30 protein-coding genes are annotated in these 26223 nt (G+C 70.6%); 14 read left to right on the plus strand and 16 right to left on the minus strand.

Annotation, left to right across the window (positions count from 1 at the left end):
• Positions 1-14: 14 nt before the first annotated feature.
• The 5 genes from WN71_RS07990 to WN71_RS41785 all read right to left on the minus strand — a co-directional run bounded on the left by WN71_RS07990 (position 15) and on the right by WN71_RS41785 (position 4053).
• Entirely contained in the window at positions 15-1052 is a 1038-nt protein-coding gene (locus WN71_RS07990; RefSeq protein WP_046584324.1) for an iron-containing redox enzyme family protein, read from the minus strand.
• Positions 1052-1351, minus strand: a complete 300-nt coding sequence (locus WN71_RS07995; protein ID WP_079177724.1) for a CDGSH iron-sulfur domain-containing protein — start codon at positions 1349-1351, stop codon at positions 1052-1054. Before WN71_RS07995 ends, WN71_RS07990 begins: the two co-directional genes overlap by 1 nt.
• Positions 1335-2018 (minus strand): HemK2/MTQ2 family protein methyltransferase, encoded by a 684-nt coding sequence (locus WN71_RS08000; RefSeq protein WP_046584323.1) that lies wholly within the window; start codon positions 2016-2018, stop codon positions 1335-1337. The genes WN71_RS07995 and WN71_RS08000 overlap by 17 nt, the downstream gene beginning before the upstream one ends.
• 82 nt (positions 2019-2100) lie before the next feature.
• Entirely contained in the window at positions 2101-3180 is a 1080-nt protein-coding gene (locus tag WN71_RS08005) for an SRPBCC family protein (RefSeq protein WP_046584322.1), read from the minus strand.
• 6 nt (positions 3181-3186) lie between these two features.
• Positions 3187-4053, minus strand: coding sequence for a hypothetical protein (locus tag WN71_RS41785; RefSeq protein ID WP_046584321.1), 867 nt, complete (start codon positions 4051-4053; stop codon positions 3187-3189).
• A 488-nt stretch (positions 4054-4541) separates the two neighbouring features.
• Here WN71_RS41785 and WN71_RS08015 point away from each other — a divergent pair, with 488 nt between their 5' ends.
• On the plus strand, positions 4542-6125 hold the full coding sequence (locus tag WN71_RS08015; RefSeq protein ID WP_046584320.1) for an FMN-binding glutamate synthase family protein: 1584 nt from the start codon (positions 4542-4544) through the stop codon (positions 6123-6125).
• Between the two features lie 38 nt (positions 6126-6163).
• A complete protein-coding gene (locus WN71_RS08020) occupies positions 6164-7918 on the plus strand; it encodes a thiamine pyrophosphate-dependent enzyme (protein WP_046584319.1) in 1755 nt (584 codons plus the stop codon).
• A 155-nt stretch (positions 7919-8073) separates the two neighbouring features.
• Here the strand turns inward: WN71_RS08020 and tkt are convergent, their stop codons facing one another.
• Positions 8074-10302 (minus strand): transketolase, encoded by a 2229-nt coding sequence (gene tkt / locus WN71_RS08025; RefSeq protein WP_046584318.1) that lies wholly within the window; start codon positions 10300-10302, stop codon positions 8074-8076.
• Between the two features lie 317 nt (positions 10303-10619).
• Between tkt and WN71_RS08030 the strand changes: the two genes are divergently transcribed.
• A complete protein-coding gene (locus WN71_RS08030) occupies positions 10620-10991 on the plus strand; it encodes a hypothetical protein (protein WP_046584317.1) in 372 nt (123 codons plus the stop codon).
• A gap of 300 nt (positions 10992-11291) precedes the next feature.
• The gene (locus WN71_RS08035; protein WP_046584316.1) at positions 11292-12302 is read left to right on the plus strand and encodes an AI-2E family transporter; all 1011 of its coding nucleotides are present in this window, start codon (positions 11292-11294) and stop codon (positions 12300-12302) included.
• Positions 12303-12324: 22 nt separating this feature from the next.
• Here the strand turns inward: WN71_RS08035 and WN71_RS08040 are convergent, their stop codons facing one another.
• From WN71_RS08040 to WN71_RS40770, 4 genes are all read right to left on the minus strand, one after another.
• The gene (locus WN71_RS08040) at positions 12325-13446 is read right to left on the minus strand and encodes a PP2C family protein-serine/threonine phosphatase (protein ID WP_046584315.1); all 1122 of its coding nucleotides are present in this window, start codon (positions 13444-13446) and stop codon (positions 12325-12327) included.
• 357 nt (positions 13447-13803) lie between these two features.
• Positions 13804-14457, minus strand: coding sequence for an HhH-GDP family DNA glycosylase (locus WN71_RS08045; RefSeq protein ID WP_046584314.1), 654 nt, complete (start codon positions 14455-14457; stop codon positions 13804-13806).
• A gap of 7 nt (positions 14458-14464) precedes the next feature.
• Positions 14465-15415, minus strand: coding sequence for a non-homologous end-joining DNA ligase (gene ligD / locus WN71_RS08050; RefSeq protein ID WP_046584313.1), 951 nt, complete (start codon positions 15413-15415; stop codon positions 14465-14467).
• A gap of 267 nt (positions 15416-15682) precedes the next feature.
• Entirely contained in the window at positions 15683-15892 is a 210-nt protein-coding gene (locus WN71_RS40770; protein ID WP_420856471.1) for a hypothetical protein, read from the minus strand.
• A gap of 100 nt (positions 15893-15992) precedes the next feature.
• On the opposite strand from WN71_RS40770, the gene WN71_RS08055 reads away from it, so the two are divergent.
• Positions 15993-16319: a hypothetical protein gene (locus tag WN71_RS08055; RefSeq protein WP_046584311.1), complete on the plus strand. Its 327-nt coding sequence runs from the start codon at positions 15993-15995 to the stop codon at positions 16317-16319.
• A 115-nt stretch (positions 16320-16434) separates the two neighbouring features.
• Here WN71_RS08055 and WN71_RS08060 read toward each other — a convergent pair whose 3' ends face one another.
• Both WN71_RS08060 and WN71_RS08065 read right to left on the minus strand, forming a co-directional pair.
• On the minus strand, positions 16435-17076 hold the full coding sequence (locus WN71_RS08060; RefSeq protein ID WP_206300042.1) for a hypothetical protein: 642 nt from the start codon (positions 17074-17076) through the stop codon (positions 16435-16437).
• Between the two features lie 277 nt (positions 17077-17353).
• A complete protein-coding gene (locus WN71_RS08065; protein ID WP_046584309.1) occupies positions 17354-17920 on the minus strand; it encodes a type 1 glutamine amidotransferase domain-containing protein in 567 nt (188 codons plus the stop codon).
• Between the two features lie 417 nt (positions 17921-18337).
• Here WN71_RS08065 and WN71_RS08070 point away from each other — a divergent pair, with 417 nt between their 5' ends.
• Genes WN71_RS08070 through WN71_RS08110 form a run of 9 tightly spaced genes read left to right on the plus strand, consistent with a single transcriptional unit; the run spans position 18338 to position 23361 of the window.
• Entirely contained in the window at positions 18338-18688 is a 351-nt protein-coding gene (locus WN71_RS08070; protein ID WP_046584411.1) for a gas vesicle protein GvpO, read from the plus strand.
• Between the two features lie 28 nt (positions 18689-18716).
• Positions 18717-19217, plus strand: a complete 501-nt coding sequence (locus tag WN71_RS08075; protein WP_046584308.1) for a gas vesicle structural protein GvpA — start codon at positions 18717-18719, stop codon at positions 19215-19217.
• 49 nt (positions 19218-19266) lie between these two features.
• Positions 19267-19980, plus strand: coding sequence for a GvpL/GvpF family gas vesicle protein (locus WN71_RS08080; protein WP_046584307.1), 714 nt, complete (start codon positions 19267-19269; stop codon positions 19978-19980).
• Between the two features lie 10 nt (positions 19981-19990).
• Positions 19991-20233, plus strand: a complete 243-nt coding sequence (locus WN71_RS08085) for a gas vesicle protein GvpG (protein WP_046584306.1) — start codon at positions 19991-19993, stop codon at positions 20231-20233.
• Positions 20234-20271: 38 nt separating this feature from the next.
• Positions 20272-20742, plus strand: a complete 471-nt coding sequence (gvpJ, locus tag WN71_RS08090; protein ID WP_046584305.1) for a gas vesicle protein — start codon at positions 20272-20274, stop codon at positions 20740-20742.
• Positions 20735-21616, plus strand: coding sequence for a GvpL/GvpF family gas vesicle protein (locus WN71_RS08095; protein ID WP_046584304.1), 882 nt, complete (start codon positions 20735-20737; stop codon positions 21614-21616). The genes gvpJ and WN71_RS08095 overlap by 8 nt, the downstream gene beginning before the upstream one ends.
• Complete coding sequence (locus WN71_RS08100) at positions 21613-21852, plus strand: gas vesicle protein (RefSeq protein ID WP_046584303.1); 240 nt, start codon at positions 21613-21615, stop codon at positions 21850-21852. The genes WN71_RS08095 and WN71_RS08100 overlap by 4 nt, the downstream gene beginning before the upstream one ends.
• Positions 21842-22252, plus strand: a complete 411-nt coding sequence (locus tag WN71_RS08105) for a gas vesicle protein K (protein WP_046584302.1) — start codon at positions 21842-21844, stop codon at positions 22250-22252. The genes WN71_RS08100 and WN71_RS08105 overlap by 11 nt, the downstream gene beginning before the upstream one ends.
• Before the next feature lie 47 nt (positions 22253-22299).
• A complete protein-coding gene (locus tag WN71_RS08110; protein ID WP_046584301.1) occupies positions 22300-23361 on the plus strand; it encodes a YihY/virulence factor BrkB family protein in 1062 nt (353 codons plus the stop codon).
• Positions 23362-23485: 124 nt separating this feature from the next.
• On the opposite strand, the gene WN71_RS08115 is transcribed toward WN71_RS08110, so the two are convergent.
• The 4 genes from WN71_RS08115 to WN71_RS08130 all read right to left on the minus strand — a co-directional run bounded on the left by WN71_RS08115 (position 23486) and on the right by WN71_RS08130 (position 26071).
• Complete coding sequence (locus WN71_RS08115; RefSeq protein WP_143074811.1) at positions 23486-24811, minus strand: hypothetical protein; 1326 nt, start codon at positions 24809-24811, stop codon at positions 23486-23488.
• 250 nt (positions 24812-25061) lie between these two features.
• Positions 25062-25562 carry a hypothetical protein gene (locus WN71_RS08120; protein WP_046584299.1) on the minus strand — a complete coding sequence of 167 codons (501 nt, stop codon included), beginning with the start codon at positions 25560-25562 and terminating at the stop codon, positions 25062-25064.
• Positions 25559-25738, minus strand: coding sequence for a hypothetical protein (locus WN71_RS08125; protein ID WP_046584298.1), 180 nt, complete (start codon positions 25736-25738; stop codon positions 25559-25561). Before WN71_RS08125 ends, WN71_RS08120 begins: the two co-directional genes overlap by 4 nt.
• 6 nt (positions 25739-25744) lie before the next feature.
• Positions 25745-26071: a hypothetical protein gene (locus tag WN71_RS08130; RefSeq protein ID WP_046584297.1), complete on the minus strand. Its 327-nt coding sequence runs from the start codon at positions 26069-26071 to the stop codon at positions 25745-25747.
• Between the last annotated feature and the right edge of the window lie 152 nt (positions 26072-26223).

Raw genomic sequence — 26223 nt, forward strand, 5'->3', positions numbered from 1 at the left:
GCAGGCGGCCGAGGTCAAGGCCGGAGCCCCCGGGTTCCACTGGGGGAGGGTGGGGCGCGAAGAGCGCTGCGTCCGTTCCGCCACGCGTCGAGGAGCACCGCGCCGAGCCGGTCTTCGACGAGTGCCGTGGCCTGCACGCCGAAGACGACGTCCGGCTCCAGGGCGGGCTCGCTCTCCAGCAGGCCGCCCACCACGTCATGTCGTACGACCTGTTCGTGGACGGCGTCCGCCTCGACGTGCTCGTCGTAGAACCGGACGGCGGCCGGCCCGGCGCCGATGCGGCGCAATGCCTTCGCCAGTCGGCGCGAACCCGGCGAGGACGTCACCTCCACGGCGGCGAAGTGTCCGACGAGTGCGCCTCGCAGCGCCCGGTGGAGCCCGAACAGGGACATCAGGTTCACGGTGGCGAGCGCCTCGGCGGGGCCGGCGTCGAGGTAGTGGCCGTACGCCGTCTCCAGACCGAGGTCCGCCATGAGGGCCGCGAAGAGCCCGGCATGGATCTCGTCCGGGCGCCCTGCACCGAACTCGTCGTACTCGACGGCCACCATCGCTGCCTTGGCGCGACCGTGCAGCCGGGGAATCACCCAGGCGTGCGGGTCGGCCTCCTTGAGGTGGTAGAGCGAACGCAGCGCCGCGTACTCGGCCAACTGGGCTGGTTCGCCTTCGTATTGCAGATACTGCGAGACGCTTGATGCGTCCCGGCCGACGGGTTCGAGCTGCAGATCGTCGAGCGCCTGCTGCACCGGTACCGGCCCGGGGACGTCGGCGCGCAGGGCGTCGAGGAAGTTCTGTTCGAGTGCCTGGCGCAGGGCGAGCAGGGCGGGGTCCCACTCCCGGTCTTCGGCCACGCCGTCGAACCCCTGGTAGTGCAGTTCGTACAGCACGTACAGCGCGAGCTGCAGGTCGTCACCGAAGGGATCGGCGCCGTCGGCCTCGTCCGGTCCCGGCACCGGACGCCCGTGTGCGAGGGCGGTGACGACGCCGGTGGACAGGGCGCCGCGCGGAGCCGGCAGCGGCGGGCTGCAGAGTCGGGCTTCCCGTCGCGTGGGCATCACTCGGTTCCCTTCGGCCCGGACACCTCACCGCAGGCCCCGCCGGGCTCGGATCGACGGACCTCGGACGTCCGGCCGGTTCTTGAGGCAGGACCGCCGCCCGGCTGAGCCCGGCGTCGATGGCTGGTGTCGCACCACGGATAGGTGCGGCTGCGCCGACAGGTGCAGACGGCCACCATGAACCGGTCGGAGACGCTGACGCTGCCGTCGTCGCCGATCACCTCGACCGGCCCCTCCACGAGGACCGGGCCGTCGCGCTCCACGCGGACGCGGCGAGGTCGTTCAGGCGTGTTCGGCACGGATGACCACCAGCTCCTCCTCGGCCTCGTCGCGCAGCAGGCCGGTCCGGCGCAGCCACGGCAGACGGGAGCGGAGCACCGGCCCGAACGGGACGGTGGCCCGGTCCACGACCACCGCGGCCAGGCCGGCGCCGGTGAGCCGGTCCAGCGTGGCATCGACCCCGCAGAGCCCGGAGTGGACCACGAGCAGGACACCGGCCGGCCGCAGCACTCCGGGCACGGCGTCGCAGATCCGGTCCACCAGCATCCGGCCGTCGTGCCCCGCGTCCCAGGCCCGGGCAGCGCCTCTGCGGGGCGGGCGGGCATCAGGGGAGGGGACGTAGGGAGGATTGCTGATCACCAGGTCGTACGACTCACCCGCGACCGCAGCCGTGAGATCCCCACGCCGCACCGTGACATGCGTCCGCGCGATCATCGCGTTGAGACGTGCGGTCAACACGGCGCGTCGGGAGATGTCCACGGCCGTCACCCGCGCCCCCCGACTCGCCGCCGCCAGCGCCAAGGCGCCGCTGCCCGTCCCCAGTTCCAGCACCCGGGTGCCGGGCTTCATGTCCTCGCGCTGCAGCGCCCGGGCCAGGAGGCGTGTGTCGTGCTGGGGGCGGTACACCCCGGGCGGCGCCAGCAGGGGAGGGGACGCCGCGGGAGTGAACAGCGTGTGGATGGTCACTTACTGCCTCCGAAGGGCGGAGGGACGTTCGGGATGTGGTCTGCGGGCCGGGAACGGGGTGCGAGCCCCGCCGCGGTCGATGTCACGCGCGGCGCCGTCGGCTGCTTCCCTTCTTGCGGGGCGGTTCCTCCTCCTCTTCCTCTTCGTCTTCCTCCGGTGCTTCGTCCTCTGGTTCGTCTTCGTCTGCCGGCCCCTGTTCGTCCTCGTCCTCCTCGTCCTCGGGCTCCTCGTCGTATTCGTCCCCGCCCTCGTACTCGTCCTCCGCCGTCTCGTCGTCCTCGCCCTCGGAGCCGTCGCCTTCCTGTGGCTCCTCGCCCTCCCGCTCCTCCTGCTCGGCCTCTTCCTGCTCGACGGCATCGTCGTGGGACACCACGACCTCTCCGTCGCGGATCTCGCCGCGCCAGCCCTCCGGCTCCTCGGTGGTGAGGGTGACGTAGCGCTGGAAGTTCTTGAAGTCCAGGCGCATGCGGCGGCCCTGTGCGCGCCAGATGTTGCCGGTCTTCTCGAAGAATCCCGACGGGTAGTACTCCACCACCAGGACGACGCGCGTCAGGGTGGGGCCCAGCTCGTGGAAGCTGACCGCACCTCGCGTGGACCCCTTCGCTCCCTCGGAGGTCCACACGATGCGGTCGTCAGGGATCTGTTCCTGGACCGTCGCCTTGAAGCTGCGCGACGAAGGGCCGACCTTCACCTTCCAGTCGCTCCCGCCCTCGTCGTCCTTGGACACGTCGCGAACGCCCTTGGCGAAACTGCTGAACTTGTCGTACTGCGTCCAGTAGTCGTAGGTGTCACGCAGCGGCACGCCGACATCGAGCACCTCGATGATGGTCATGACCTTGCCGCCGCTGGCCTTCCGCTTCCCCTTCCCGCCCCCGAACGCGCTCTTGGCCTTCTCCACGACGTTGTCCTTGACGCCCTTGGCCTTCTCCGAGACGAAGGCCTTCAGCGGTGAATCGCCCTGGAGGATCCGCGACCCGATGGCCGGCAGCGAGCCACCGTTCTGGGCCGAATCGGTCAACTGGTCGGCGACGTCAGTGAGTTTGTCGCCGGCCTTCTCGGCGAGGTTCTCCACCTGCGCGGACACGAACTTGGCCAGCTCTTCGCGGAGCTTGTCCACACCCGAGGTACCCTCTGTCAGCTGGTCGGTCCTCTGCTCGGCCATGGCTGCCTACTTTCCGCGACCGGTGCGCTTGGACGCCGCTCGCTTCGACGACGTCGTCTTCGAGGCGGCGGACTTCTTGGCCGGGGCGGTCTTCCTCGCGGCTGTCTTCTTCGCCGGAGCCGTCTTCTTCGCCGCGGGCTTTCTCGCCGGCGCCTTCTTAGCCGTCTTGCGGGCCGTGGTCTTCTTGGCGGGCGTCGACTTCTTCGCCGCCGGCCTGCCTGCCGCGGCCTTCTTCGCCGGAGCGGTCTTCTTGGCCGGAGCGGTCTTCTTGGCGGCCCGAGACTTCTCCCCACCGGCGGGAGCTGCCTTCTTGCGTGCGGGGGATGCGGATCCCTTGCGGGACCGGGCCGACGGTGACGCGCGGCGCCGTCGAGGCTCTGGCTCGGGCTCTTCTTCCGGTTCGTCCCGCGCTTCTTCTTCCTCGTCCTCTTGCTCGTCCTCGGGTTCTTCCTCCTCATCCTCGTACTCATCCTCCGGCTCCTCCTCTTCCTCGTCCTCCTCGTACTCCTCGTCCTCCTCGGGGGGGTACTCCTCTTCGTCCTCCTCCCCCTCATCCGCCTTCTCCAGGAGCAGGGCCGTGCGCTGGCTCAGGTTGCCCGCGAGCGTCCTCATGCTCCGGTCGGCGGCGGCCGACATCGCCTTGCGGCCTGCCTCCAGAACCTCCCCGCGCATCTGCTCCTGCAACTCGGCGACCTGCGGGATCTCTCCCAGCCTGCGCATCCCCTCGGCGGCGAGCTGGCGAGGCTCGAGACCGAATCGCCGCCCCGCCAGATAGGTCGCGATGGACAAGGCCATCCGGCCCTTCTTCGTACGGCCCAGCACGTAGCCGCCCACCACAGCAGCCGCGAGAGCTACTTTTTCCTTGTCGTCCATGATCTGGTCACCTTCGATCGTTCACCGCGGGGCGGGTCTGCGTGGCATGCGGCCCGTCGACCAGCCGTCGGGCGGACACCTGTGTACGTCGGAGCCGGAGGGCGTCTCCGCGCAGCGTGGGCGCTGAGTGCGAGGGCGCGCAGAAGGGCCGGTCGGCAGGGCGGCCCTGCCGACCGGGACCGGGGAGTGGCCGACGCTCACATGTCACGAAGCCAAGACCGACGTCGCGCGTCGGCCCGCGGAGACCGGGGCCGGGCGGCCTGTTCCGCCTTGGCCTCGGCCTTCTGGTCCGCAGCCATAACCGCTCACACCCTGTCCCTGTCGAGCAGTGGTTCATCTCCTGGGTCACCACTGGGTGGGCCCTCAAACGCGACCAGGGGTCGACCTTCGAAATGTGTGACCTCGGCCTTCGTGGGAAATATCCGCTTGCGTCCAGCGCACCGGCCCGCCCGGCGCATACTGATCGGTATCCGGGCAACGCGGCAGGTGTGATACGCGTCGGAGTCGTCGTCCTGACCCTGGTGACCGCCCTCGCAGCTGTGGCGGCGGCGCTCGGGATCTCGCCCTACTGGTGGTTCGCCGCCCTTCCCCTCGCCTTCGTGGGCGTGCTGGGGGTGTGGGACCTGGTGCAGCGCCGGCACTCGGTGCTGCGCAACTATCCCGTGCTCGGCCACGCCCGCTTCCTCATGGAACGCGTGCGGCCCGAGCTGCAGCAGTACTTCATCGAGCGGAACTTCGACGGGCGCCCCTTCGACCGGGACGTGCGCAGCATCGTCTACGAGCGCGCCAAGGGCACCGACGCGGAGGAGCCGTACGGCACCGAGCGGGACGTGTACCAGCCCGGACACGAGTTCCTGGTCCCCTCCATGGCACCGCGTCCGGTACCGGAGAACCCGCCGCGCGTGCGGATCGGCGGCCCCGACTGCGCTCGTCCCTACGACATGGCGCTGCTGAACATCTCGGCGATGAGCTTCGGCTCGCTGTCCGCCAACGCGGTCCTCGCGCTCAACGGGGGCGCCGCGGCAGGGGGGTTCGCCCAGGACACCGGCGAGGGCGGCCTGTCCGAGTACCATCTGCGGCCGGGCGGTGACCTCGTGTGGGAGATCGGCACCGGGTACTTCGGCTGCCGCACCGGGCAGGGCGACTTCGACGAGGCGGAGTTCGCGGACAAGGCCGCGCACGATCACGTCAAGTGCGTGTCGCTGAAGCTGTCCCAGGGTGCCAAGCCCGGTATCGGCGGTGTGCTGCCCGGCGCCAAGGTGAACGCCGAGATCGCCCGGGTCCGGGACGTGCCCGAAGGACGCACGGTCGTCTCCCCGCCGTATCACCGGGTGTTCTCCACCCCACGCGAACTGGTCCTGTTCATCGCCCGGATGCGGGAGTTGTCCGGTGGCAAGCCCGCCGGGTTCAAGCTCTGCGTCGGCTCGCGCCGGCAGTTCCTGGCCGTGTGCAAGGCGATGCTGGAGGAGGGCACGACGCCCGACTTCATCGTGGTGGACGGCGCCGAGGGCGGGACCGGCGCGGCGCCGCTGGAGTTCGCCGACCATGTGGGCACCCCGCTCACCGAGGGACTGCTCACGGTGCACAACGCCCTGGTGGGCGCGGGCCTGCGCGACCGGATCAGGATCGGCGCCAGCGGCAAGATCGCCACGGGCAGCGACCTGGTCAAGCGCATGGTGCAGGGCGCCGACTACGGCAACGCCGCGCGGGCGATGATGTTCGGCCTCGGCTGCATCCAGGCCCAGCGGTGCCACACGAATACCTGCCCCACCGGCGTGACGACCCAGGACCCCCGCCGGGCCCGCGCCCTCGACGTCCCGGACAAGACGGAGCGCGTACGGCGCTACCAGCAGGCGACCGTGGCCGGCGCCCTGCAGATCATGGCCTCGATGGGCGTCACGGACCCCGCCGAACTGCGCCCCCACATGCTGCACCGGCGCGTCGACCCGACCACCGAGCGCTCCTACGAGGAGCTGTACGAGTGGCTCGAGCCCGAGCAGTTGCTCGCCGAACCACCGGCTTCCTGGGCGGCCGACTGGAAGTCCGCCGACCCCGACCGTTTCACCGTCTGAACCCCGACCGTTTCACCGTGTGACCTGGAGGAACTCACGTGCCCCGTACCGTTGCCCGTGTCATCGTCGACGCGCTGAGCGAGCTCGGCGTGCGTCAGGTGTTCGGCGTCGTGGGAGACGCGCTCAACCCCGTGACCGACGCCATCCGCACCACCGAGGGCCTGGAATGGGTGGGCTGCCGGCACGAAGAGGCGGCCGCGTTCGCCGCGAGCGCCCAGTCCCAGCTCGGCGGAAGGCTCGGGGTGTGCATGGGCACCGTCGGGCCCGGTTCCGTCCACCTCCTCAACGGGCTCTACGACGCGGCCAAGAGCCACGCCCCGGTCCTCGCGATCGCGGGGCAGGTGCCGCTCGCCGAGCTCGGCAGCGACTACTTCCAGGAGGTCGACAACGACGCCCTCTTCAGCGACGTGGCCGTCTTCCGCGCGACCGTCACCTCGCCCGACCAGTTGCCGCAGATGCTGGAGACGGCCGTGCGCCACGCGCTGGGCCGCAAGGGGGTCGCCGTCCTCACCGTGCCGGGCGACCTGGGCGAGCGGGAGCTGACCGCGGACCGTCCGGCCCGGTTCTCCCTGAGCACCCCGCTGAGCCGGCCGGAGGAACCGGCGGTCCGCGCCGCCGCCGAACTCCTCGACCGCTCCGAGCGGGTCACCCTGCTCGTCGGCGAGGGCGCCCGGGCCGCCCGCGAGGACGTCCTGGCCCTCGCCGACCGGCTGGCCGCGCCGATGGTGCTGACCCTCAAGGCCAAGGCGGGTTTCGAGGGCGACTCCAACCCCTTCCAGGTCGGCCAGACCGGGCTGATCGGAAACCCCGCCGCCGCGTCCGCGCTCGACGACGCGGACACCCTTCTCCTCCTCGGCACCGACTTCCCCTACCGGGACTGGTATCCCGAGGGCCGGACCGTGATCCAGGTCGACACCGAGGCCACCCACATCGGACGCCGGGTACCGGTCGAGATCGGGCTCGTGGGGGACACCGGCGCCACCGTGCGCGACCTCCTGGACCAGCTCACCCCCCTGGCCCCGGGCGCACGCGACCGCTCACACCTGCGCAAGGCGCGCGAACGCTACGACCACTGGCGCGCCGGCCAGGCCCGCCTCGCGGACCCCGCGCACGACAAGGGCCTCGTCGGCCGCCTGCGCTCCGCCCTGGACAACCGCGCCCACGACATCCGCCCCGAGGCGCTGGCCGCCGTGGTGGACCGCGTCGCCGCCGACGACGCCGTCTTCACCTCCGACACGGGCATGGCCACGGTCTGGCTCTCGCGCTTCGTCGAGATGCGCGGTGAACGACGCCTCATCGGCTCCTACAACCTGGGCTCGATGGCCAACGCCATGCCCCAGGCGCTCGGCGCCCAGTGCCTGGACCGCGCACGCCAGGTCGTGGCGTTCTGCGGCGACGGCGGACTGAGCATGCTCCTCGGCGACCTGATGACCCTGAAGACCTACCGCCTGCCGGTCAAGCTCGTCGTCTTCGACAACCGCCGACTGGGCATGGTGAAACTCGAACAGGAGCAGGCCGGTCTGCCGGAGTTCGGGACGGTCCTCGACAACCCCGACTTCGCCGCCGTGGCCGAGTCCATGGGCATCACCGGCATCCGGGTGACGGACCCCGCAGAGGTGGAGGACGCCGTGCGACGCGCCTTCGACAACCCCGGCCCGGTCCTGCTGGACGTCCTCACCAACCCGGACGAGATCGCGGTCCCGGCCAAGCCGACCGTCGAGCAGGGCTGGGGGTTCGCGGTGGCCAAGGTGAAGGAGGTCGTACGCAGCCACGGGGAGCCGGAGGGGGACTGACGGGCGCCGCCTGCGCGAGGGGACGCGGCCACCGCGTACGGCGGGAGTCCCGGACCGAGGAAGAGAACGGGGCGGCAGATGTCTCTGCCGCCCCGTTCTCTTCGCCTGACGCGTCCCGCGGCAGCTCTCTCAGGAGCCGCCCCGAGGCGCCTCTCTCAGGAGCGGTCGCCCGTGGGTGAGGAGGAGTGTCCGCCGGTGGGGGCGGTGGTCTGCTGGTGGCCTCCGGGGCGAGGGGTCCGGGAGGCGTCGTGGATGCTGTCGCGGGCGGCCTCGGCGACCGCCTGGGGCGTGATGCCGAACTCGGAGTACAGCCGCTCGTAGGCGGCGGAGGCACCGTAGTGCTCCAGGCCGACGATGCGTCCGGCGTCGCCGACCACGTCCCGCCAGCCCTGCCCCACCGCGGCCTCGACGCTGACCCGGGCACGTACCGAGGGAGGGAGGACCTGGTCCTGGTAGTCGAGGGCCTGGGCGGCGAACCACTCCTGGCAGGGCATCGACACGACCCGCACGGCGAGGCCTTCGTCCTGGAGCAGCGCGCGGGCCTCCAGGGCGATGTGCACCTCGGAACCGGTCGCCACGAGAAGGACGTCCGGCACGTTGCCGTGCGCGGCGTCGGCGAGGACGTATCCGCCGCGGGCCGCGTCCAGGGCGGCGGCGCAGCCGCCGTCACCGCGGTCGAGGACGGGCACGTTCTGCCTGGTCAGCACCAGTGCGGCGGGACGGTCCCGGTGCTCCAGCACCGTGCGCCAGCAGGCGGCGGTCTCGTTCGCGTCGGCGGGACGGACCACGTCGAGGCCCGGGACGGCGCGGAGTGCGGCCAGGTGCTCGACCGGCTGGTGGGTGGGGCCGTCCTCGCCGAGGCCGATGGAGTCGTGTGTCCACACATAGGTGGCGGGCAGCTTCATCAGCGCGGCCAGGCGGACGGCCGGGCGCATGTAGTCCGAGAAGGTCAGGAACGTACCCCCGTAGGGGCGGGTCAGGCTCTGCAGGGCGATGCCGTTGAGGATCGCGCCCATGGCGTGCTCGCGGATGCCGAAGTGGAGGGTGCGTCCGTAGGGGCCGCCCTTCCAGTTCTTGGTCTGGCGGTCGGCCGGCACGAAGGACGGTTCGCCGTCCATGGTGGTGTTGTTGCTCCCGGCCAGGTCGGCCGAGCCGCCCCACAGTTCCGGCAGTACGGGGGCCAGCGCGCTGAGCACCTCGCCGGAGGCGGCGCGCGTGGACATGCCCTTGGGGTCGGCCGGGAAGTCCGGGAGGGCCTCGGTCCAGCCGTCGGGCAGCCGCTGTGCCTGGAGGCGGTCCAGCAGTGCGGCGCGCGCCGGGTCGGCGGTCCGCCACGCCGTGAACGCCTCGTCCCACTCGGCGCGGATCCGTCGCCCGCGGTCTGCGGCCTCGCGGGTCCGCGCCAGCACCGCCTCCTCCACCACGAAATGGCGTTCGGGGTCGAAGCCCAGCAGCCGCTTGGTCGCGGCGACCTCCTCCTCGCCCAGCGCGGAGCCGTGGGCCTTGCCGGTGTTCTGCTTGGTCGGAGCCGGCCAGCCGATCAGGGTGCGCAGCATGATGAGGGAAGGCCGGCCGTTTTCCGCCTGCGCGGCGCGGACGGCGGCCAGCAGCGCGTCGACGTCCTCGACGTAGCTGCCGGTGCTCGTCCAGTCGACGGTCTGCACGTGCCAGCCGTAGGCGGCGTAGCGGGCCGGGACGTCCTCGCTGAAGGCGACGTCGGTGTCGTCCTCGATCGAGATGTGGTTGGAGTCGTAGAAGACGACCAGGTTGCCGAGTTCCTGGTGACCGGCCAGGGACGCGGCCTCGCCGGTGACGCCTTCCATCATGTCGCCGTCGGAGGCGACGACGTAGACGTGGTGGTCGAAGGGGCTGCTGCCCGGCTCGGTGTCGGGGTCGAGCAGCCCGCGTTCGCGCCGGGCCGCCATGGCCATGCCGACCGCGGCGGCCATCCCCTGGCCGAGCGGTCCCGTGGTGATCTCCACGCCTCGCGTGTGGTGGTGTTCGGGGTGGCCGGGGGTGGCCGAGCCCCAGGTGCGGTACGCCTCCAGGTCGGAGAGTTCCAGGCCGTAGCCGGTCAGGTAGAGCTGGATGTAGAGGGTCAGGCTGGAATGGCCGCAGGAGAGGACGAACCGGTCGCGGCCGAGCCACTGGTCGTCACCCGGGTCGTGCCGCATGACGTTCTGGAACAGCAGATGCGCCAGCGGGGCGAGGCTCATCGCGGTGCCGGGATGGCCGTTGCCGACCTTCTGCACCGCGTCGGCCGCCAGCACCCGTGCGGTGTCCACGGCCCGTAGGTCCACCTCGTCCCACCCCGTTCGCTCCGCCAGGGGCGGCGCCACGGACCGGACCGGTCGGGTCGTCTTGCGGGACTGTTCGCTGGTCATGCCGTTGCTCCTCGTGACTGCTGGGGGTGGGTTCTGGCGTAGGTGTTCCGCCGCGCGGGGCACCGGGAGCGGGCCGCGGCCTCCACGCTCCGGCTACCCCGGGCTGTGCGTCCGACTCGTCTGAAGCGCACCTTCTGCCCCAGGGCCCGCGGACCGACCACCATCACGGTCCTGGCCGAAAGCCGGTGCGTGCGAACCGGAATGACGGGCACCCGGCCCTTCGGCGGTCGAAGAAAACCGCCGTGTACGACGCACGGAAAAAGGAGGAACGGCGGGAACGTCCGCCGTCCTCCGTTTACCGGAGGAGTTGTTTTCGCGTGACTGAGGATGTGTGGAGTTACAAGTCGACCGCGGGCCGTCTTGCGGGCGCCGACCTGACCGGATACAAGGTCGAGGCGACCGACGGCGCTATCGGCAAGGTCGACAAGCACTCCGACGAGGTCGGTGACGCCTACCTGGTGGTCGACACCGGTGTGTGGATCTTCGGCAAGGAGGTCCTGCTCCCGGCGAGCACGGTCGAGAGCATCGACCCGAACGAGAAGAAGGTCTTCGTCAGCCTCGCCAAGCAGCAGATCAAGGACTCGCCCGAGTTCGACCGCGAGAAGCATCTCGGGGACCCGGGATACCGCGACGAACTGGGCACCTACTACGGCACGGGCGGCCCCACGTTCGGCGGCCCGCACGCCTGACCCGACGCCCCCACCGGGCTTCGCGGCCCCGGGACCCTTCGACGGGTCCCGGGGCTCTCGCGTACTCCGGGACCCGTTCATACCCCTGCGGGGCAGGAGAGGAGGGCCATCGCGATGTCTGCGCGGTCCGAGTCCGAGTCCGTACCCGAAGCTGAATCCGTGCGCGCCGGGCGCGGCGCGTCCGACGGGCCGAGCCCGAACGGCTCCGCCCCTGGAATGACTGACGCCCCTCACGTGCCGCGGGATGCGCCCCACCGTCCGTCGATCCGCGATCCGCGCGGCGGGCGCAGGCGGTCCTGGGTGAGGGTGGGATTCGCGCTGGGTCTGGGCGCGAGCCTGGCATGGCTCGCTGTCCAGACCGTCCTGCGGATCAGTTCGATGCTGACCCTGATCCTGCTGGCCGCGTTCATCGCGATCAGCCTCGAACCGCTCGTCGTCTGGTTCACGCGCCGGGGGCTGCGGCGCGGGTGGGCCGTCGCCATCGTCCTGACCGGGTTCGTCGTCGTACTCGGCGGCTTCCTGGCCCTGGTCATCCCGCCCGTGACCAAGGAGATCTCCTCGCTGGTCGACGCGGTGCCGGGCTGGCTGGAGCAGCTGCACGACCACCAGTCCACGGTCGGCCGCCTGGAGGACCGCTTCCACGTGGTCGAGAAGGCCAAGGAGCAGATCGGTTCGGGAGGCGGGGCGTCCGGCCTGGCGGGAGGGGTCCTGGGCGCCGGCCAGAAGGTCCTGAGCACCGTCACGTCCTCGGCGATCGTGATCACGGTGACGCTGTACTGCATGGTGGCGCTCCCGGCCATCAAGGAGTTCTGCTACCGATTCGTGGCGGCCGGCCGCCGTGAGCGTGTCGAGGGCGTGGCCGAAGAGATCATGAACCGGATCGGCAAGTTCATGCTCGGCAACCTCGTCACCTCGGGGATCGCGGGCGTGGCGACGTTCGGCTGGTGCGAGGCCACCGGTGTCCCGTACGCCGCCGCCCTGGGCATCTTCACGGCGCTCATGGACCTGATCCCGATCGTGGGCTCGACCATCGCCGGCGTCGTCGTGAGCCTCGTCGCCCTGTCGGTGTCCCTCCCCATCGCGATCGCCACCGCGGTGTTCTACATCGTCTTCCGGGTCGCCGAGGACTACCTGATCGTGCCGCGGGCCATGAAGTTCGCCGTCGACGTCCACCCGCTCGTCACCGTCGTCGCGGTACTGGTCGGCGGGGCGCTCCTCGGCGTCATCGGCGCGCTCGTCGCCATCCCGGCGGCCGTCGCCGTCGGACTGATCCTCGACGAGTTCGTCTTCCCGCAGAAGGAGGCGAACTGACGCGCGTCCGGCCGGGCGACGATCAGCGTGCGAGGCGGCGGATCGCCACGACCGCCGCGTCGTCGCCGAGATGGCCCCGGACATGGACCAGCAGGTCGTCCTGGAGCAGGCGCAAGACTTCGGCGGGGTCGTTCCCCGTCCACTGCGGAGCCCGCTCGGCCAACGGGTAGAAGTGACCGTCGCCGTTGCGGGCCTCGATGACGCCGTCCGTGTACAGCAGCAGAAGGTCGCCGGCCTCGAAGGGAAACGTCTGGACGTCGTAGGCGGCGATGCCGAAGGCCCCGCCGAAGCCGATCGGGAGATGACTCGCCTCGGCCGCGAGCGGGGTGAGGCGGCCCCCGCGAAGGAGGAGCGGGGGCGGGTGCCCGCAGGTGATGAGGTGGACGACCGGCTCGTGATCGGGGATGTCGAGCAGCGTGACCGTGGCGAAGTCCTCGTCGGTGTCCTGCTCCGCCCCTGATCGCCACTGGCTGATGTCCCAGCGGAACGCGGCGTCGAGGTGGACGGCGAGGCGGGGGAGGGTGGCCTGCCGGTGGGCGGCCGCGCGGAAGGCACCGAGGAGCAGGGCGGCGTTGTTGATCGCGGCCAGACCGTTGCCGCGTACGTCACCGATGAGGAATCTGGTGCTGTCGTGGCTGGTCCGTGCGGCCGCGTACAGGTCTCCGCCCAGGTCGGCCTCCTCCTCGGCAGGCAGGTACAGGCCTGCGATCCGCAGCGGGCCGGAGCGCTGGGGCAAGGGCTGCAACAGCACACTCTGCGCCACCTCGGCCACCGACCGCACCTGGTCCAACCGCCGCTCGTTGCGGTCCCGCACCACGCACACGGTGACGCAGACGACAGTGACGATGATCAGGGCGGCGATCTGCGCCTGGATGTTGGCGGTGGACAGGACCCCTCTGAGCGCGCCGATCAGCATCTGGGCCGCCACGGCGAGAGCCCCCATCAGCGCGGTGAGGCGGGCGCCGGCGAACGCCACGGTGAGCGCGGGCGCCGCCACCAGGAGCGGTCCGAGGTGGATGTGGGGCGGCACCAGCACGTCGACGAGACAGACCGTGACGATCAGCGCCAAGGGGATCACGACCAGCGCGGGGGTGCGCCCCGGTCGCCAGGAACGCCGCAGGTCCAGTCGCGGTCCAAGGACCATGTCTCAAGCCCTCCGCTCACTTCCGCACCGGGGATGCGCGCCGTTCCGCGGACCGGAATGACCGGCCCGGCACTCCGCGAGACCCGGGGCGCCCTCGTCCGTGAGGCACGGCTCCGGCGGAGGGCCGTGGTAACTGGCGTTTCATGACATTCAAGGCATCCAGGAACTTTAGTCCAGTTCCCGCTGTCTCACCTGGGCCTGGTCCGGATCGCCGGGCCGCTGAGCAGCCCGGCACGTCACCCGGCCCGGACCTGCTCCGGGCCGGGTGACGTGCGGTGGGCCGGTTGTCCCTTGCGTCTCCCCGCGAAACGCCGCGCCGCGGGTCCGCGGGCGTCGGTCGTTCTTCGGCCGGGCCCGTCAGTCGGCGCGTGCGATGACATCTTCCGCGACCTGCTTGTCCAGCGCGGAGCGCACCAGGCCGGCCGCGAACGCCGGGTAGTCGTCCTCCGCCACCAGGCGGGCGATGGTGTCCGGGGACTCGGGAAGGCCGAGCCGGGCGGCGCCCTGGAGGGCTTTGGCGTCGAAGTAGGGAGCGACCTCGGGCCAGACGCCCTGCGCCTCCCGCAGAAAGATGTCCGCTCCGGTCGGCCCGATGCCGGGCAGCTCGCGCAGCAGCCGCTCGCATTCCTCGACGTCCCCACCGGCGGCCTCGCGGAGTCTGCGCAGGTCGCCGCCGTACCGCTCCAGCAGCAGGTCGGCGGCGTCACCGAGCTGGGTGGCGGTACGTTCGTCGTACCGGCGGTAGTGCCCCTTGCCGAGGGCGTCCACGCGCTGCTGCCAGGTGGATTCGCTCATGTGCCTCGGGTTGCGCATACCGTCGTCGAACAGGGCCCGCGCGGCGTCCGTGGCCACGGACGCCCTGATCCGTGCGGAGAGCAGGTGTGCGAGCACCAGCAATTGGTAGAGCGGCTGCGGCGTGTCGCGCAGGTGGACGCCGGCCTCGCGCGCGTACGTCTGCCCGTGGGCGGTGAGCAGGGCCTCGGCCCTCGCCCGTTCCGTCGCGGTCGGCATGATCGCATCACTCCTTTCGCGCCGTGTGGTCGTCCTCCTCGAGGGTGTCCAGTCGCCGGGCTGCCCTGGTGAGGGAACGCCGGCACCGGCTCAGTCCCTTCCACGGGTCCCCGCCCTCCGCCAGGCGCTTCGGGAGGGTGCGCAGGGTCCAGGTGCGCGGGCCGAGGGCCGGGTCGTCGAGTTCGGTCCAGGCCAGGGGCGTCGCGACCGGAGCGTGCGGCCGGGCCCGGACGGCGTAGGGGGCGATGGAGGTCTGGGCATAGGCGTTGCGCTGGATGTCCAGGTACAGGCGTCCGCCGCGGTCGGCCTTGCGGGGGGCGGTGGTCAGCCGGTCCGGGTGGCGGGCCGCGAACAGATCGGCGACGCGGCGGGCGAAGCCGCGGGCGGTGTCGAAGTCGGTGCGGCCGCTCAGGAGGGCGACCAGGTGCAGTCCGCGTGAGCCGGTGGTCATCACCGCGGGGCGCAGCCCCAGTTCCGTCAGCAGCTCGCCCAGCTCGCGCGCCGCCCACCGGACGGTCTCGAAGTCGTCGGCGGTCGACGGGTCCAGGTCGAACACCAGCCGGTCGGGCTGGTCGAGCCGGTCGGTGCGGCTGAGCCAGGGGTGCGGCGTCAGGCACGCCTGGTTGGCCAGGTAGGCGAGTGTCGCGGTGTCGTCGCAGACGACCATGTCCACCGTGCCGCCCTGCTTGGGGACGCGGCAGTGGTGGATCCAGTCCGGGAAGTGGTCGGGAATGTCCTTGTGGTAGAAGGACCGGCCGCCGTACCCGTCCGGATACCGCTCCATGACCAGGGGGCGATCGCGCAGGAAGGGCAGCAGGAAGCGCGCGACATCCCGGTAGTAGTCGACGAGTTCGGCCTTGGTGATCGCGTCGTCCGGGAACAGCTCCTTGTCCGGGTGGGTGAGTGCCACCCGGCGTTTGCCGACCCTCACAGTCGCTTCTGCTGCCTTCACACACATCTCCTGGGATCGCATCCGGGGCCGCACGGCAGTGAGAAACGCCGTCCACCCTGCTTCTCACGCGGGCGCCTTCCCACCGGCCGCCGGCCCCGGACCGATCCGACGGCGCCGTCGCCGCCCGAGCAGCCCGAGCAGCCCGAGCAGCCCGAGCGGTCCGAACGGACGCGGCGCGGGCCGGGGCCGGCATGGCGGCGGCCACCCGCCGGGTGCCCGTGCGGTCACCGGGAAAACGTGCGTCGATCCCGACGGGCCGGCCGCCGTGGATCGCTATCCGGCCCGGGCGGCCCGCCTGCCGGATCCGCCGTGGCCGTCGGGGTGAAGGACGACCTTGGTCCAGCTGTCGTCGCGGTTGGCGAAGTGCTCGTACGCGTCCGGGGCCTGATCGAGGTCGAGTTCGTGGGAGACCAGGAAGCTCGGTTCGGCCTTGCCGCCCCCTCGCTGACCGACTACCCCATTCGGCGCTCGCCTCTCGCACACATGAGAGCCCCGGGGCGACTGAATCGGAGCGGTGTTCTCGGGAACTCGGCGCATGAACGCCGCCCCTGCCCGCACGGGGCGCAGAGCGAGGGAGTACGTCATGGCGGTTGGATCCAGTGCCGATCGAGAGCGGCAGTACGAAGACGTCAGGAGAAGCGCGGAGGACCGGGATGAGTCGCATCAGCGGGTGAGGGAGATCGCGTCACGCATGATGGACAAGGAGCGGGCGAGGTCGGACGAGACGAGGACGGCCGGCAGATCCTCCCCCCAGGACGCGGGGCCGGCCCCGAGGCGCGGTGGTCAGCGCTCGCACAGCGGCTCCCAGGAGCCGACCAAGGACCAGTTGTACGAGGAGGCCAGGAAGCGCGACATCGACGGCCGCTCCTCGATGTCCAAGCAGCAGCTGAAGGATGCGCTCGGCCGCTGACGACGGCGCCGCGTGCCCCGCGGATGCCTGGAGACGGCACCCTTCCGAGCGGCGTGGGTGCTCGGCGGGGTCGCGCGGCAGTGGGCCGCGCACCGTCAGCCGAGCCGCCGACCGGTCAGTGCAGGATGCTGACGGCGCGGGCGATCACCAGCAATGACGTCAGCAACGCGGCGACGCTCTGGACGCTCATCAGCAGCTTGGCGCGGGCGGACAGGGGCATCGTGTCGGTGGGGCTGAAGGCGGTGGAGTTGGTCACGGACACGTACAGGTAGTCCACGAGGTTCGGGACCCAGTCGGCACTGATGCTGGCGCCGTCTGCGACCTCCTCCACCGCGTCGTCGTTCTCGTCCTGGGAGAAGCGGAAGTCCGCCAGCGGCAGCTCGCCGCGGGGGAGCTGCGTGCGCGCCACCGGACCGCCGCGATCCAGCTCCCAATAGGCCAGCCCGAAGGCGATGATGTTGGTCAGCCACACCTGCAGGGCGGCCACCAGCAGGGCGCGGCCGTCCTTCACGCCGGCGTGGATCAACTCGTGGATGAGGATGCCCAGGGCCGTGAGATTGCTGGCGGCGATGACCAGGACGAGTGCCAGGGACAAGAACCGGAACGTCGCGTTCTGTCGGGTGAGTCGTCTGGGGTTGATCGCGACCAGGGGAACCAGCAGCAGAAGTTCCAGGGCGGGCACAACGTAGCGGGGCGCGACCAGCAGCCGCTGGGGCAGCGCCACATACAGCAGGACGGCCACCAGTGTCGCGGCCACGCCCGGCAGCCGGGCCTCGCCGCGACGCTGGTGGCGAGGATGGCGCGTACGTGCTCGGCCGCGGCTCTCGGCCATGGGGCCACCTTCCTGCCGGTGTCCGCTGCGACGTCGTAGCGGGCCGCGCCGACACTGTGGGTTCGTGAGCGCCGTCCACCCGGCACGGCGAGGGATGCACGGCGCGCGGTCGGCCCGGCACCGCAGTGGTGCGGGGCAGCGCGGTCCAGGTCAGGTCCGAATGGCGCGGAGGGAGGCTGCCCCCGCGGTGCGGTTTCCTGGGTCAGGACGCGGTCAGGGCCTCGCTGATCGCGTCGAGGAAGGCGTCGAGGTCTTTGGGGGTGCGCGAGGTGATCAGGGTGTAACCACCCGCGGCGTCGCTCACCACGGGTTCGTCGACCCAGGACTTTGCTCCGGCGTTGCGGATGTCGGTGCGCAGCGAGGGATAGGATGTCAGGGTCTTGCCGCGGACGGCGTCGGCTTCCACCAGGGCCCAGGGGCCGTGGCAGATGGCGGCGATCGGGCGGCCCGACTCGGCGAACGCCTTGACGAGGGTCAGGGCCTTGCCGTCGAGGCGGAGCTGGTCGGCGTTGAGCGTGCCGCCGGGGAGCAGCAGGAGCTGGTGGTCGCCGGGGTCCACGCCGTCGAAGGTGGTGTCGGGTGCGACGCTCTCGCCGGAATCCTTGTCTCCGACCAGGGTCAGGACCGGGTCCGAGGTCGCGGCGGCGACGGTGACGTCGGCGCCTGCCTCCCGGAGCCGTTTGAGTGGCACCAGCAGTTCGTCCTGTTCGACACCGTAGTTGGTGACGAGCGCCAGTACGCGGTGGCCGTCGAGGGGCCTGTCAGCCATGATGATGTGTCCTTCTCCGTGATGACGTCGCGAGGTCGTTGATGCGCGTGGTGTGTGTCAGCGACCGAGCGCCTTGTACGGCAGTTGCCTGCGTGTCCCCCTCCCCGGGTGCTCCGTACCCGGCGAGTCACACTCACCTGCCGTCGTTTGCGGTGGCGCGCACTGTTCCGACGGGCAGCGGGGGCGTCGTGGAGGTTGCGGCGATTTCGGGCGTTACCGGCGACAGACCGAAAGCGGAGGGAAAAGGAAATGGCACGGCACAGTGGCTCACCTCCTGCTCCGCCACGGACACGCCATGCAACCACCGGGACCTCGCGGGGAAGGCTTCCACGCCGAGGGCGTGAGGCGGCTCTATATGATGGGGATACGAGGTTCCCAGCCCGCACAATGGCCCACGCTCCGACCATCGGGGAGATCATGGCCGCATCAGAACCCCAGAAGAAATCCGCCAGTCGGAGTCGCGGCTCCCGCGGGGACGGCGCGAGCACTTCTCGTCGTCGCACCAACAAGGGAAACGCCGCCTGGGCCATACGTTCCGCCGTCGAGCAGCTTCAGGAGTTGCTGGGCCGTGCTCCCGAGTCCGTCTCCGCGGTAAAGGCGACCGAGAACGGTTGGGAAGCCGACGTCGAGGTACTCGAGTTGGAGCGCGTCCCTGAGACCACCAGCGTGATGGCCACCTATCGAGTGACGCTCGACGAGGAGGGCGATCTGGTGGGCTACGAACGGAAGCACCGCTACACGCGTGGCCAGATCGACCGGCGGGGCTGACTCTGCACAGTCGGTGAAGGGAGGCACCATGACGGTGGTGCCGCAAAGCGGAGGCGGTGTCAATCGCGGCGGCGGGACCGGCAGCCTCTACGACGTCCTGGAACTCATACTCGATCGCGGACTCGTCATCGACGTGTTCGTCCGCGTATCGCTGGTGGGAATCGAAATTCTCAAGATCGACGCTCGTATAGTCGTCGCCAGCGTCGACACCTATCTCCGATTCGCCGAGGCGTGCAACCGTCTCGACCTCGAATCCGGCAGGAAAGCGCCCACCCAGCTGACCGACATCGTCGGGGACACGGTCGAGAGCGGGGCCAAGGGAAAATCCAAGGGAGCACTCTCCGGCGCGGCCGAAGCGGTCACCGACACCCTCAAGGGAATCACGGGCCGCGACGAGGACGAAGAAGAGCCCGAAGAAGAGCCCGAGGACGAGGAATTCGAGGAAGAAGAGGACGAGGCCAAGGAAAAGGAACCTGTGGAGAGGCGACGGCGGCCGGCTCGGCGTACCTCCCGACGTGGGCGCGAATGACGCTCACCGTTCGGGAGATTGAAGCTCGCCGCTCGAGAAGGAATGAGCCATGGCCGTATACATCTACTCCATCACCGCCAAGCAGCACCCGCTCCGCCTCGACGACCTCAAGGGCGTCGGCGAACACCCGGCGGAGCTGCGGACCGTCGCGGCCGAGTCACTGTGCGCCGTCGTCAGCGACGCCCCGGAAGACCTGCGCCCGAAGCGCCGCGACATCCTCGCGCACCAGGAGGTGCAGGAACGCCTCATGGCGGACGGCACCGTGCTCCCCATGCGCTTCGGCCTCCTCGCCGAGAACGACGAGTCCGTCCTGGCTGCCCTGGAGCAGAACGCCGCGGACTACACGGACCGGCTGCAGTCACTGGAGGGATGCAGCGAGTACCACCTCAAGGCGTCGCAGGACGAGGACGCTCTGCTGCGGCAGATCCTCCGCGAGTCGGACGCGGCCCGCGAGCTCAACGACGAGATCCGCGGCGGTACGGCCGGCCCCGACGCGTCGTTGCAATTGGGGGAGTTGGTCACCCAGGAGGTGCAGGCACGGCAGGAGGCGCTGGCGGCGGGCGTGGTCGAAGCGCTGCGCCCCTTCGCCCGGACGCTCGACTCGTCCCAGCCGACGGGCGCGGACTTCCTCAATGTGTCGTTCCTGGTGACCGAGGATCGGGAAGAGGCGTTCCTGACCGCGGAGTTGAGCGTCGCCCACCAACTGGGTGACGACTTCGACTTCCGGCTCAACGGCCCCCTGCCCCCCTACAGCTTCGTCTGAAGGAGCTCCCATGGGCCTGTTCACTCAACTCGTGACCCTCCCGCTGGCCCCCGTGCGCGGCGCCGTATGGGTCGTCGAGCGGGTCCGCGAGGAGGCCGAGAACCAGTACTACGACCCCGCTCCGATCCACCGCGAACTCGCCGAGCTCGAACGTCTCCTTGTCGCGGGCGACATCGACGAGGAGACGTTCGACCGGCGCGAGGACGAACTGCTCGCCCGGCTCGAGGAGATCCGCGCCTATCGGCAGGGCTGACCTCCTGACGGGGCACGACGGAATTCGAGGCCGCAACCGTGACTGAACCCCTGGCCAACAGGCTTGGTTCCTACCCGTCCCGATCGGCGCCGCCGTACGGGCAGGGTTCCTCCGCCAATCTCGCCGACATCCTGGAACGGGTGCTCGACAAGGGCATCGTCATCGCGGGCGACATACAGATCAACCTTCTCGACATCGAGCTGCTGACCATCAAGCTGCGCCTCCTGGTCGCCTCCGTCGACAAGGCGAAGGAGATGGGGATCGACTGGTGGGAGCACGATCCCGCGCTCTCCTCCCGGGCCAGGGACGAACGGCCGTCGGCCGGGGCCGGTGCGGAGCGGTCGTCGGCGGGGGCCAGGGCCGAAGAGTCACTGGCCGAGGAGAACCGCAGGCTGCGGGCCGAGATCGACGCGCTGCGCCGGAGCGAGGCGCTCCCCGCGAAGGAGAAGGCACCCCGGGCACCCCGGTCCACCGCCAGCCGTCGCCGGGGAAGTGCCCGCGATGAGTGACCTGCTGACGTACGCCTACGCGGTGGTCCGCGACACCGAAGGGCTCCGGCAGGCGACAGAGCTGCTCCGAGGCGTCGCCGGCACCCAGGTCCACCTCGTCGGCGCCGACGGCGACGAGCCGGCCCTGGTGGTGAGCCGGGTGCCCGCCGAAGACTTCCGGGAGCAGGCCCTCAAACAACACCTGGAGGACCTGGACTGGCTGGAGGCGGTGGCCCGCGCCCACGACGGCGTCATCGCGGCCCTGGCCGAGCGCACCACCGTCCTGCCCTTCCGGCTGGCGACGGTCTACCTCGACGACCGGCGGGCCCGGGAGGTGCTGGAAACGGGGCGGACCGCCTTCGCCGAGCGCCTGGCCCTGCTCGCCGGACATGTCGAATGGGGGGTCAAGATCTATGCCGAGCCGTCCGCGGTCGCCGAGACCCCCGCGGCTCCCGCGGCTCCCGCGGGGGAGCTGAGCCCCGGGCGCGCCTATCTGCGCAGGCGCCGACAGCAGCGGAACGTGCGCGACACGGCGTACCGGGCGGCCCAGGAGGCCGCCGAGCGGGTGGCGGCCGCGGGCCGCAGGCACGCCGTCGACCGTGTACGGCACCGCGTGCAACAGGGTCTTCTCACCGAAGCGCGCGAAGCGACCGAAGCGACTGAAGCGCGCGAAGCGACCGAAGCGAGCGACCGCGCCGACGTCGGCGGCGAGAACGTCGTCAACGACGCCTACCTCGTGCTTCTGACCCGTTGTGACGACTTCCTGGCCGATGTGACAGATGCGGCCGACGGGGTGGAGGGGGTCAGGGTGGAAATCACCGGCCCGTGGGCTCCGTACTCCTTCGCCATGCCGAGCGAGGCATCCTACGGGACCGAGCAGGGAGCGCCCCCATGACCCGGCCGCCGCCCTCGGGAGCGGAGCAACTGCCCCAGCGGCAGGTCGCCCTCATCGACCTGCTGGACCGGCTCCTGACCGGCGGCGTCGTCCTGACCGGTGACGTCGTACTGTCCATCGCCGACATCGATCTGGTACGCATCTCTCTTCGTGCCCTGATCGTGTCCATCAGCGAGCAGAACCCCTCGCCGTGGCCCAGCGTCGGCCCGCTGCCCGGCGGCGGCCATGACGGCTGAGAGGGGGAGCCCCCCGCCGAGCCGCGCCGACGAGGTGGCGCAAGCTGCCGCCCGTGCCTTCCGGCTGCTGCCCGCTGCCCCGCGCGACCTGCGCCGGCCGACCGGCGAGGGCCCACCTGCCGCGGCCCGTCGGATCAACTCCGACCAGGACACGGTCGAACGGGACCTCCTCCGGCTCGTCCTCACCCTCGTGGAACTGCTGCGGCAGCTCATGGAACGGCAGGCCCTGCACCGCGTCGACCGAGGAGACCTCACCGAGGAGCAGGAGGAACGCCTGGGCGCGACCCTCCTGCTCCTGCACGACCGCATGAGCGACCTGTGCGCCCAGTACGGACTGACCATGGACGACCTCAACCTCGACCTCGGCCCCCTGGGCACCCTGCTCCCGCCTCCCGACTGAACGGGGTCGGTTTGCTTGAATGACATGTCTCGGGTTACCCGGCGGGCATGAGAGCCCACTCCGCAGGCCCGAACCAGCAGCACGACGGCGGCGAGGGTCCGCCGCACAAGTCCTCGTCGGCCGAGGCGGCCGGGCCCGGTCCCGCGGTCGAGGAGCGCGCCCCGGACTCGCCGACGCAGTTGCCCAGGACGGCCTGGGGGGCCGCACTGAAAGGCAGCCTGCGGGAGTTCAAGGCCGACGAGCTGACCGACCGTGCCGCGGCGCTGACGTACTACGGCCTGCTGTCGCTCTTCCCGGCGCTGCTGGTCCTGGTGTCGGTCCTCGGCCTCACCGGGAAGTCCACCACGGACAAGCTCCTGAACAACATCAACAAGTTCGCCCCCGGCTCCGCCAGGGACATCATCACCAACGCCGTGCAGCAGCTGCAGAACAACTCGGGACTGGGATCGCTCGCGGCGATCGTCGGCGTCGTCCTGGCGCTGTGGTCGGCCTCCGGGTACGTGGCCGCGTTCACGCGCGCGGCCAACGCGGTCTACGACGTTCCCGAGGGCCGTCCGGCGTGGAAACTCCTGCCGTTGCGGGTGGGGCTGACGGTCGTGCTGATGGTGCTCGCCGTCATCAGCGCCCTGATCGTGGTGTTCACCGGCACTCTGGCCCGTCAGGCGGGCACAGCGATCGGGATCGGCGACACGGCCTTGACCGTGTGGTCGATCGCCAAGTGGCCCGTCCTGGTGATCCTGGTCGTCGTCATGATCGCGTTGCTGTACTGGGGGACCCCGAACGCCCGGGTGCGGGGCTTCCGGTGGATCACCCCGGGCAGCGCCCTCGCGCTGCTCATCTGGCTGGTCGCCTCCGGCGCCTTCGCGTTCTACGTCGCCAACTTCGGCTCGTACAACAAGACCTACGGCACGCTCGCCGGCGTCATCGTCTTCCTGATCTGGCTGTGGATCAGCAACTTGGCGATCCTGCTGGGTCTGGAGTTCGACGCCGAGATCGTGCGTCAGCGGGCGATCGCCGGCGGGCAGCCGCCAGACAAGGAGCCGTACACCCAGCCCCGCGACACCAGTACGTGGGACGAGGCGGATGTGCGCCGTCTGGACGAGGACTGACACTGCCCGCTGCCCCAGGGCCCTGACCCACCGGCCGCTGTCGGCCCTGGTGCAGCCCCCTGGTGGCTGTGCTGTCGGTCCTGATGCGGCCCCCGCCGGTGGCCGGGCGGCCGGGGAAGGGTGGTCAGGACGACTTCCGCATGACGGCTGTGCCAGGGGCTCCGGGGGGTGCCGCCTCGGCGAGGACCACCGCGATGGACAGAACGACCAGGTTGGTGATCAGTACGGCGATGCTCACGGCAAGGGTGGGATACGGCCACAGCAGGAGCGTCAGAACTCCGGCGCCCACGATGGTGACGACCGTGCCGGTGCGGTGTTCACGGAGCCACCGGCCGAAGGCGCCGGAATCCCATCCCGTGCGGCCGAGACGGCCGGCCATCGAACCGGTGACCTGCGCCGCTGAGGAGCGCACTGCCACGGCGTCTTTCGAGGGGCCTGCGAGATGGGCCACGAGTGCCACGGCCAGGGACGTGACAAGGGCTACCAGTACGGACTCGCGCAGGAAGCGCACCAAGTAGTCGTAGACCGCGCCGGTCGCTTCCTGTGACTGGACCGTCGGAGCGGCGGCGTCCAGGAACACCTGCCGCCCGAAGCGCAGGGCGACGAGGAACGACACCATCATGAAGCCGGTTCCGGCCGCGGTGCCCGTCAGCGCGGTGCGCCGGCACGGCGACAACCCGATGCCGAAGGCGGCGAGAGTGACGCAGGCAACCGGGGCCCACGGGCCGACCGCCTCGAGCCACCTCGCACCGTCTCTGGCTTCGGCCAGGTGAGGGCTGCGGAAGAGGACCACCGACCGGTCTTTGCCGGGAATGGTGTCGGCGGCGATCAGTGTCGTGCCGATGAGTTCTTTCTGGGCTTCTTCCACGACCGTCCCGATATCGAGCACCAGGCTGTCGCCCCTGATCCGGATCGGGCCGTCGCCGTCACCGGTGAGGACGTTCATCGCGGCGTCGTGGGCGCGCCGGTTCACGCTGTCCCACGCCCTCGCGAACACTTCACTCTTCACGAACTTCTTGATCACGAAGCTCGTGCCCTGAGTCAGGCCGTCCTTCACCTCGCTGTCCGCATTCCTGACGGCACTGACCACGGCGGGCGGAAAGCCGTGTTCCTGCAGAATGCGAGCGAGGGAGTTCAGTGCTGTGCGGACGTCGATTCTCCCCACCAGGTCGGCGGAGGCCCGCGTGGCGATCACGTCCTGCACCGCGGTGTCTCGGACGAGCGGTGAAACGGTCTGCTCATATCGACTGCCGTCGCTGATCTCGGAATTGACCCACGACGCGGCGACACTGATCGGCGCGAGCAGGACGGCCAGCGCAATGAGCAGGACGGAGAGCGCGAGCCGCGATCTGCTCCGGCCGCTCTTCGCCGACGACGGCGGCGGCGCCTCCACGCGATCGTCCTGGGACCGGCCCGGTACACCCGCCCCGGCAGCCGAGCGTGGATGCATGTCGCGCTCCCTCCGCCGGATCGCGCCCTCTCCTGCAGGTCGGCGGCGCCATGCGTGGTGGACAGGTCGATGGTCGAGCGGTCCCGTCGCCTCGGTCGGAGGAATCTCCGGCATATACGGTGTCCGCGTACCCAATCGCCGAATTACCGCACATCACGGTCTTTGCATGCCTTAAGGGATTTACGGTCGCCGTCGACACCCGGGTCCGCGGCCGGAGTCACCCTCGGCAGGAGAGGGTGACTGAGTCGGCTCAGGAGCTGATGAGCGGTTGCGGCGAGAAAGTCCTGATCATGGTGGTGGTCCAGCGCAACTGACGCACGGTCTCGGGCTGGCACGCGGTGGCCAGGGTGATGAGGTCCGCGTGCCGGCAGGCGTGCGCCGCTCGGGCGAGCATCTCCCAGTGCGACGAGTTCGTGGCAGCGGCCAGGTGGAGGTCGCGGAGGTCGCGCAGGAGCAGGCGTGAAGAAGCGGGCGGCGGGCCGAGGGCGGGGCTGACGTGTTCACCCACGGCGGCATGGGAGCTGACAGAGAGGACCGAGAAGGGGCCGGCGAGGTCGGGAAGGCGCAGGCCGTACGGTTCGGCGGTCCGCGCGATGCGCTCGGCGTGTTCGCGGGACCAGCCGGCCATGTCCGCGGCCACGCGACGGAGCTCCTGCTCGCCGCGGTGGCGTTGTGCGGCACTGAGCAGGTCCCGCTCCAACAGGCGTTCACCGTCGTGCAGGGTGCGCAGGAGGGTCTGGAGGGCGTTCACGGTCCGCCCCGGTCGGAGTGCGGCAGCGAAGCGGCCCGGGTCCACCGCTGGGCCGCGTCGGGCGTGACGCCGGGCCCGGTGCCGGAGTCGACGGCGCCGGCGCGGGCGTACCGCTGCGGTGCGGTGCGCTCACGCCGGAACGGGGCGACCCGCTCCACGATGCCCGGCAGCGGCACGACCAGTCACCGGCCGAGGACGTTCTGCAGCTGCTTCTTGGTCATCGAGGAGCGCCCTTCGATGTTGCGCTTCTTGGCCTCCTCGTAGAGCTGGTCCTTCGTGGGTCCTTGCGCGCCGCTGTGGGAGCGCTGGCCGCCCCGCTGGGAGGAGGATTTCGGGTCCTGGGTGGAGGTCTTGGAAGCCGTATTCGATTCGCCCGACCTGGCCCGCTCCTTGTTGACCGTCCGCGCGGCGATCTCCTCGGCCCGGCTCTCGGACTCACCCCGGTCCTGGGCGCTCTTCTTGATGTGTTCGTACTGCCGTTCCCGCTTGGCGTTCGAGCCTGCAGGCATGGTGTGCCTCCCGGTGCAAGGTGATGCGAGGTGCAGGGCGATGCGAGGTGCAGGGTGGTGCGAGGTGCACGGTGATGTGCGATCACGCTCCCGGATGCGCACGTGGTCGGCCCAGTCCGCGGTTTCCCCTTCCCTGCCGGATGCGACGCGCT

This window comes from Streptomyces mangrovisoli (assembly GCF_000974985.2).
Classification (GTDB): Bacteria; Actinomycetota; Actinomycetes; order Streptomycetales; family Streptomycetaceae; genus Streptomyces; species Streptomyces mangrovisoli.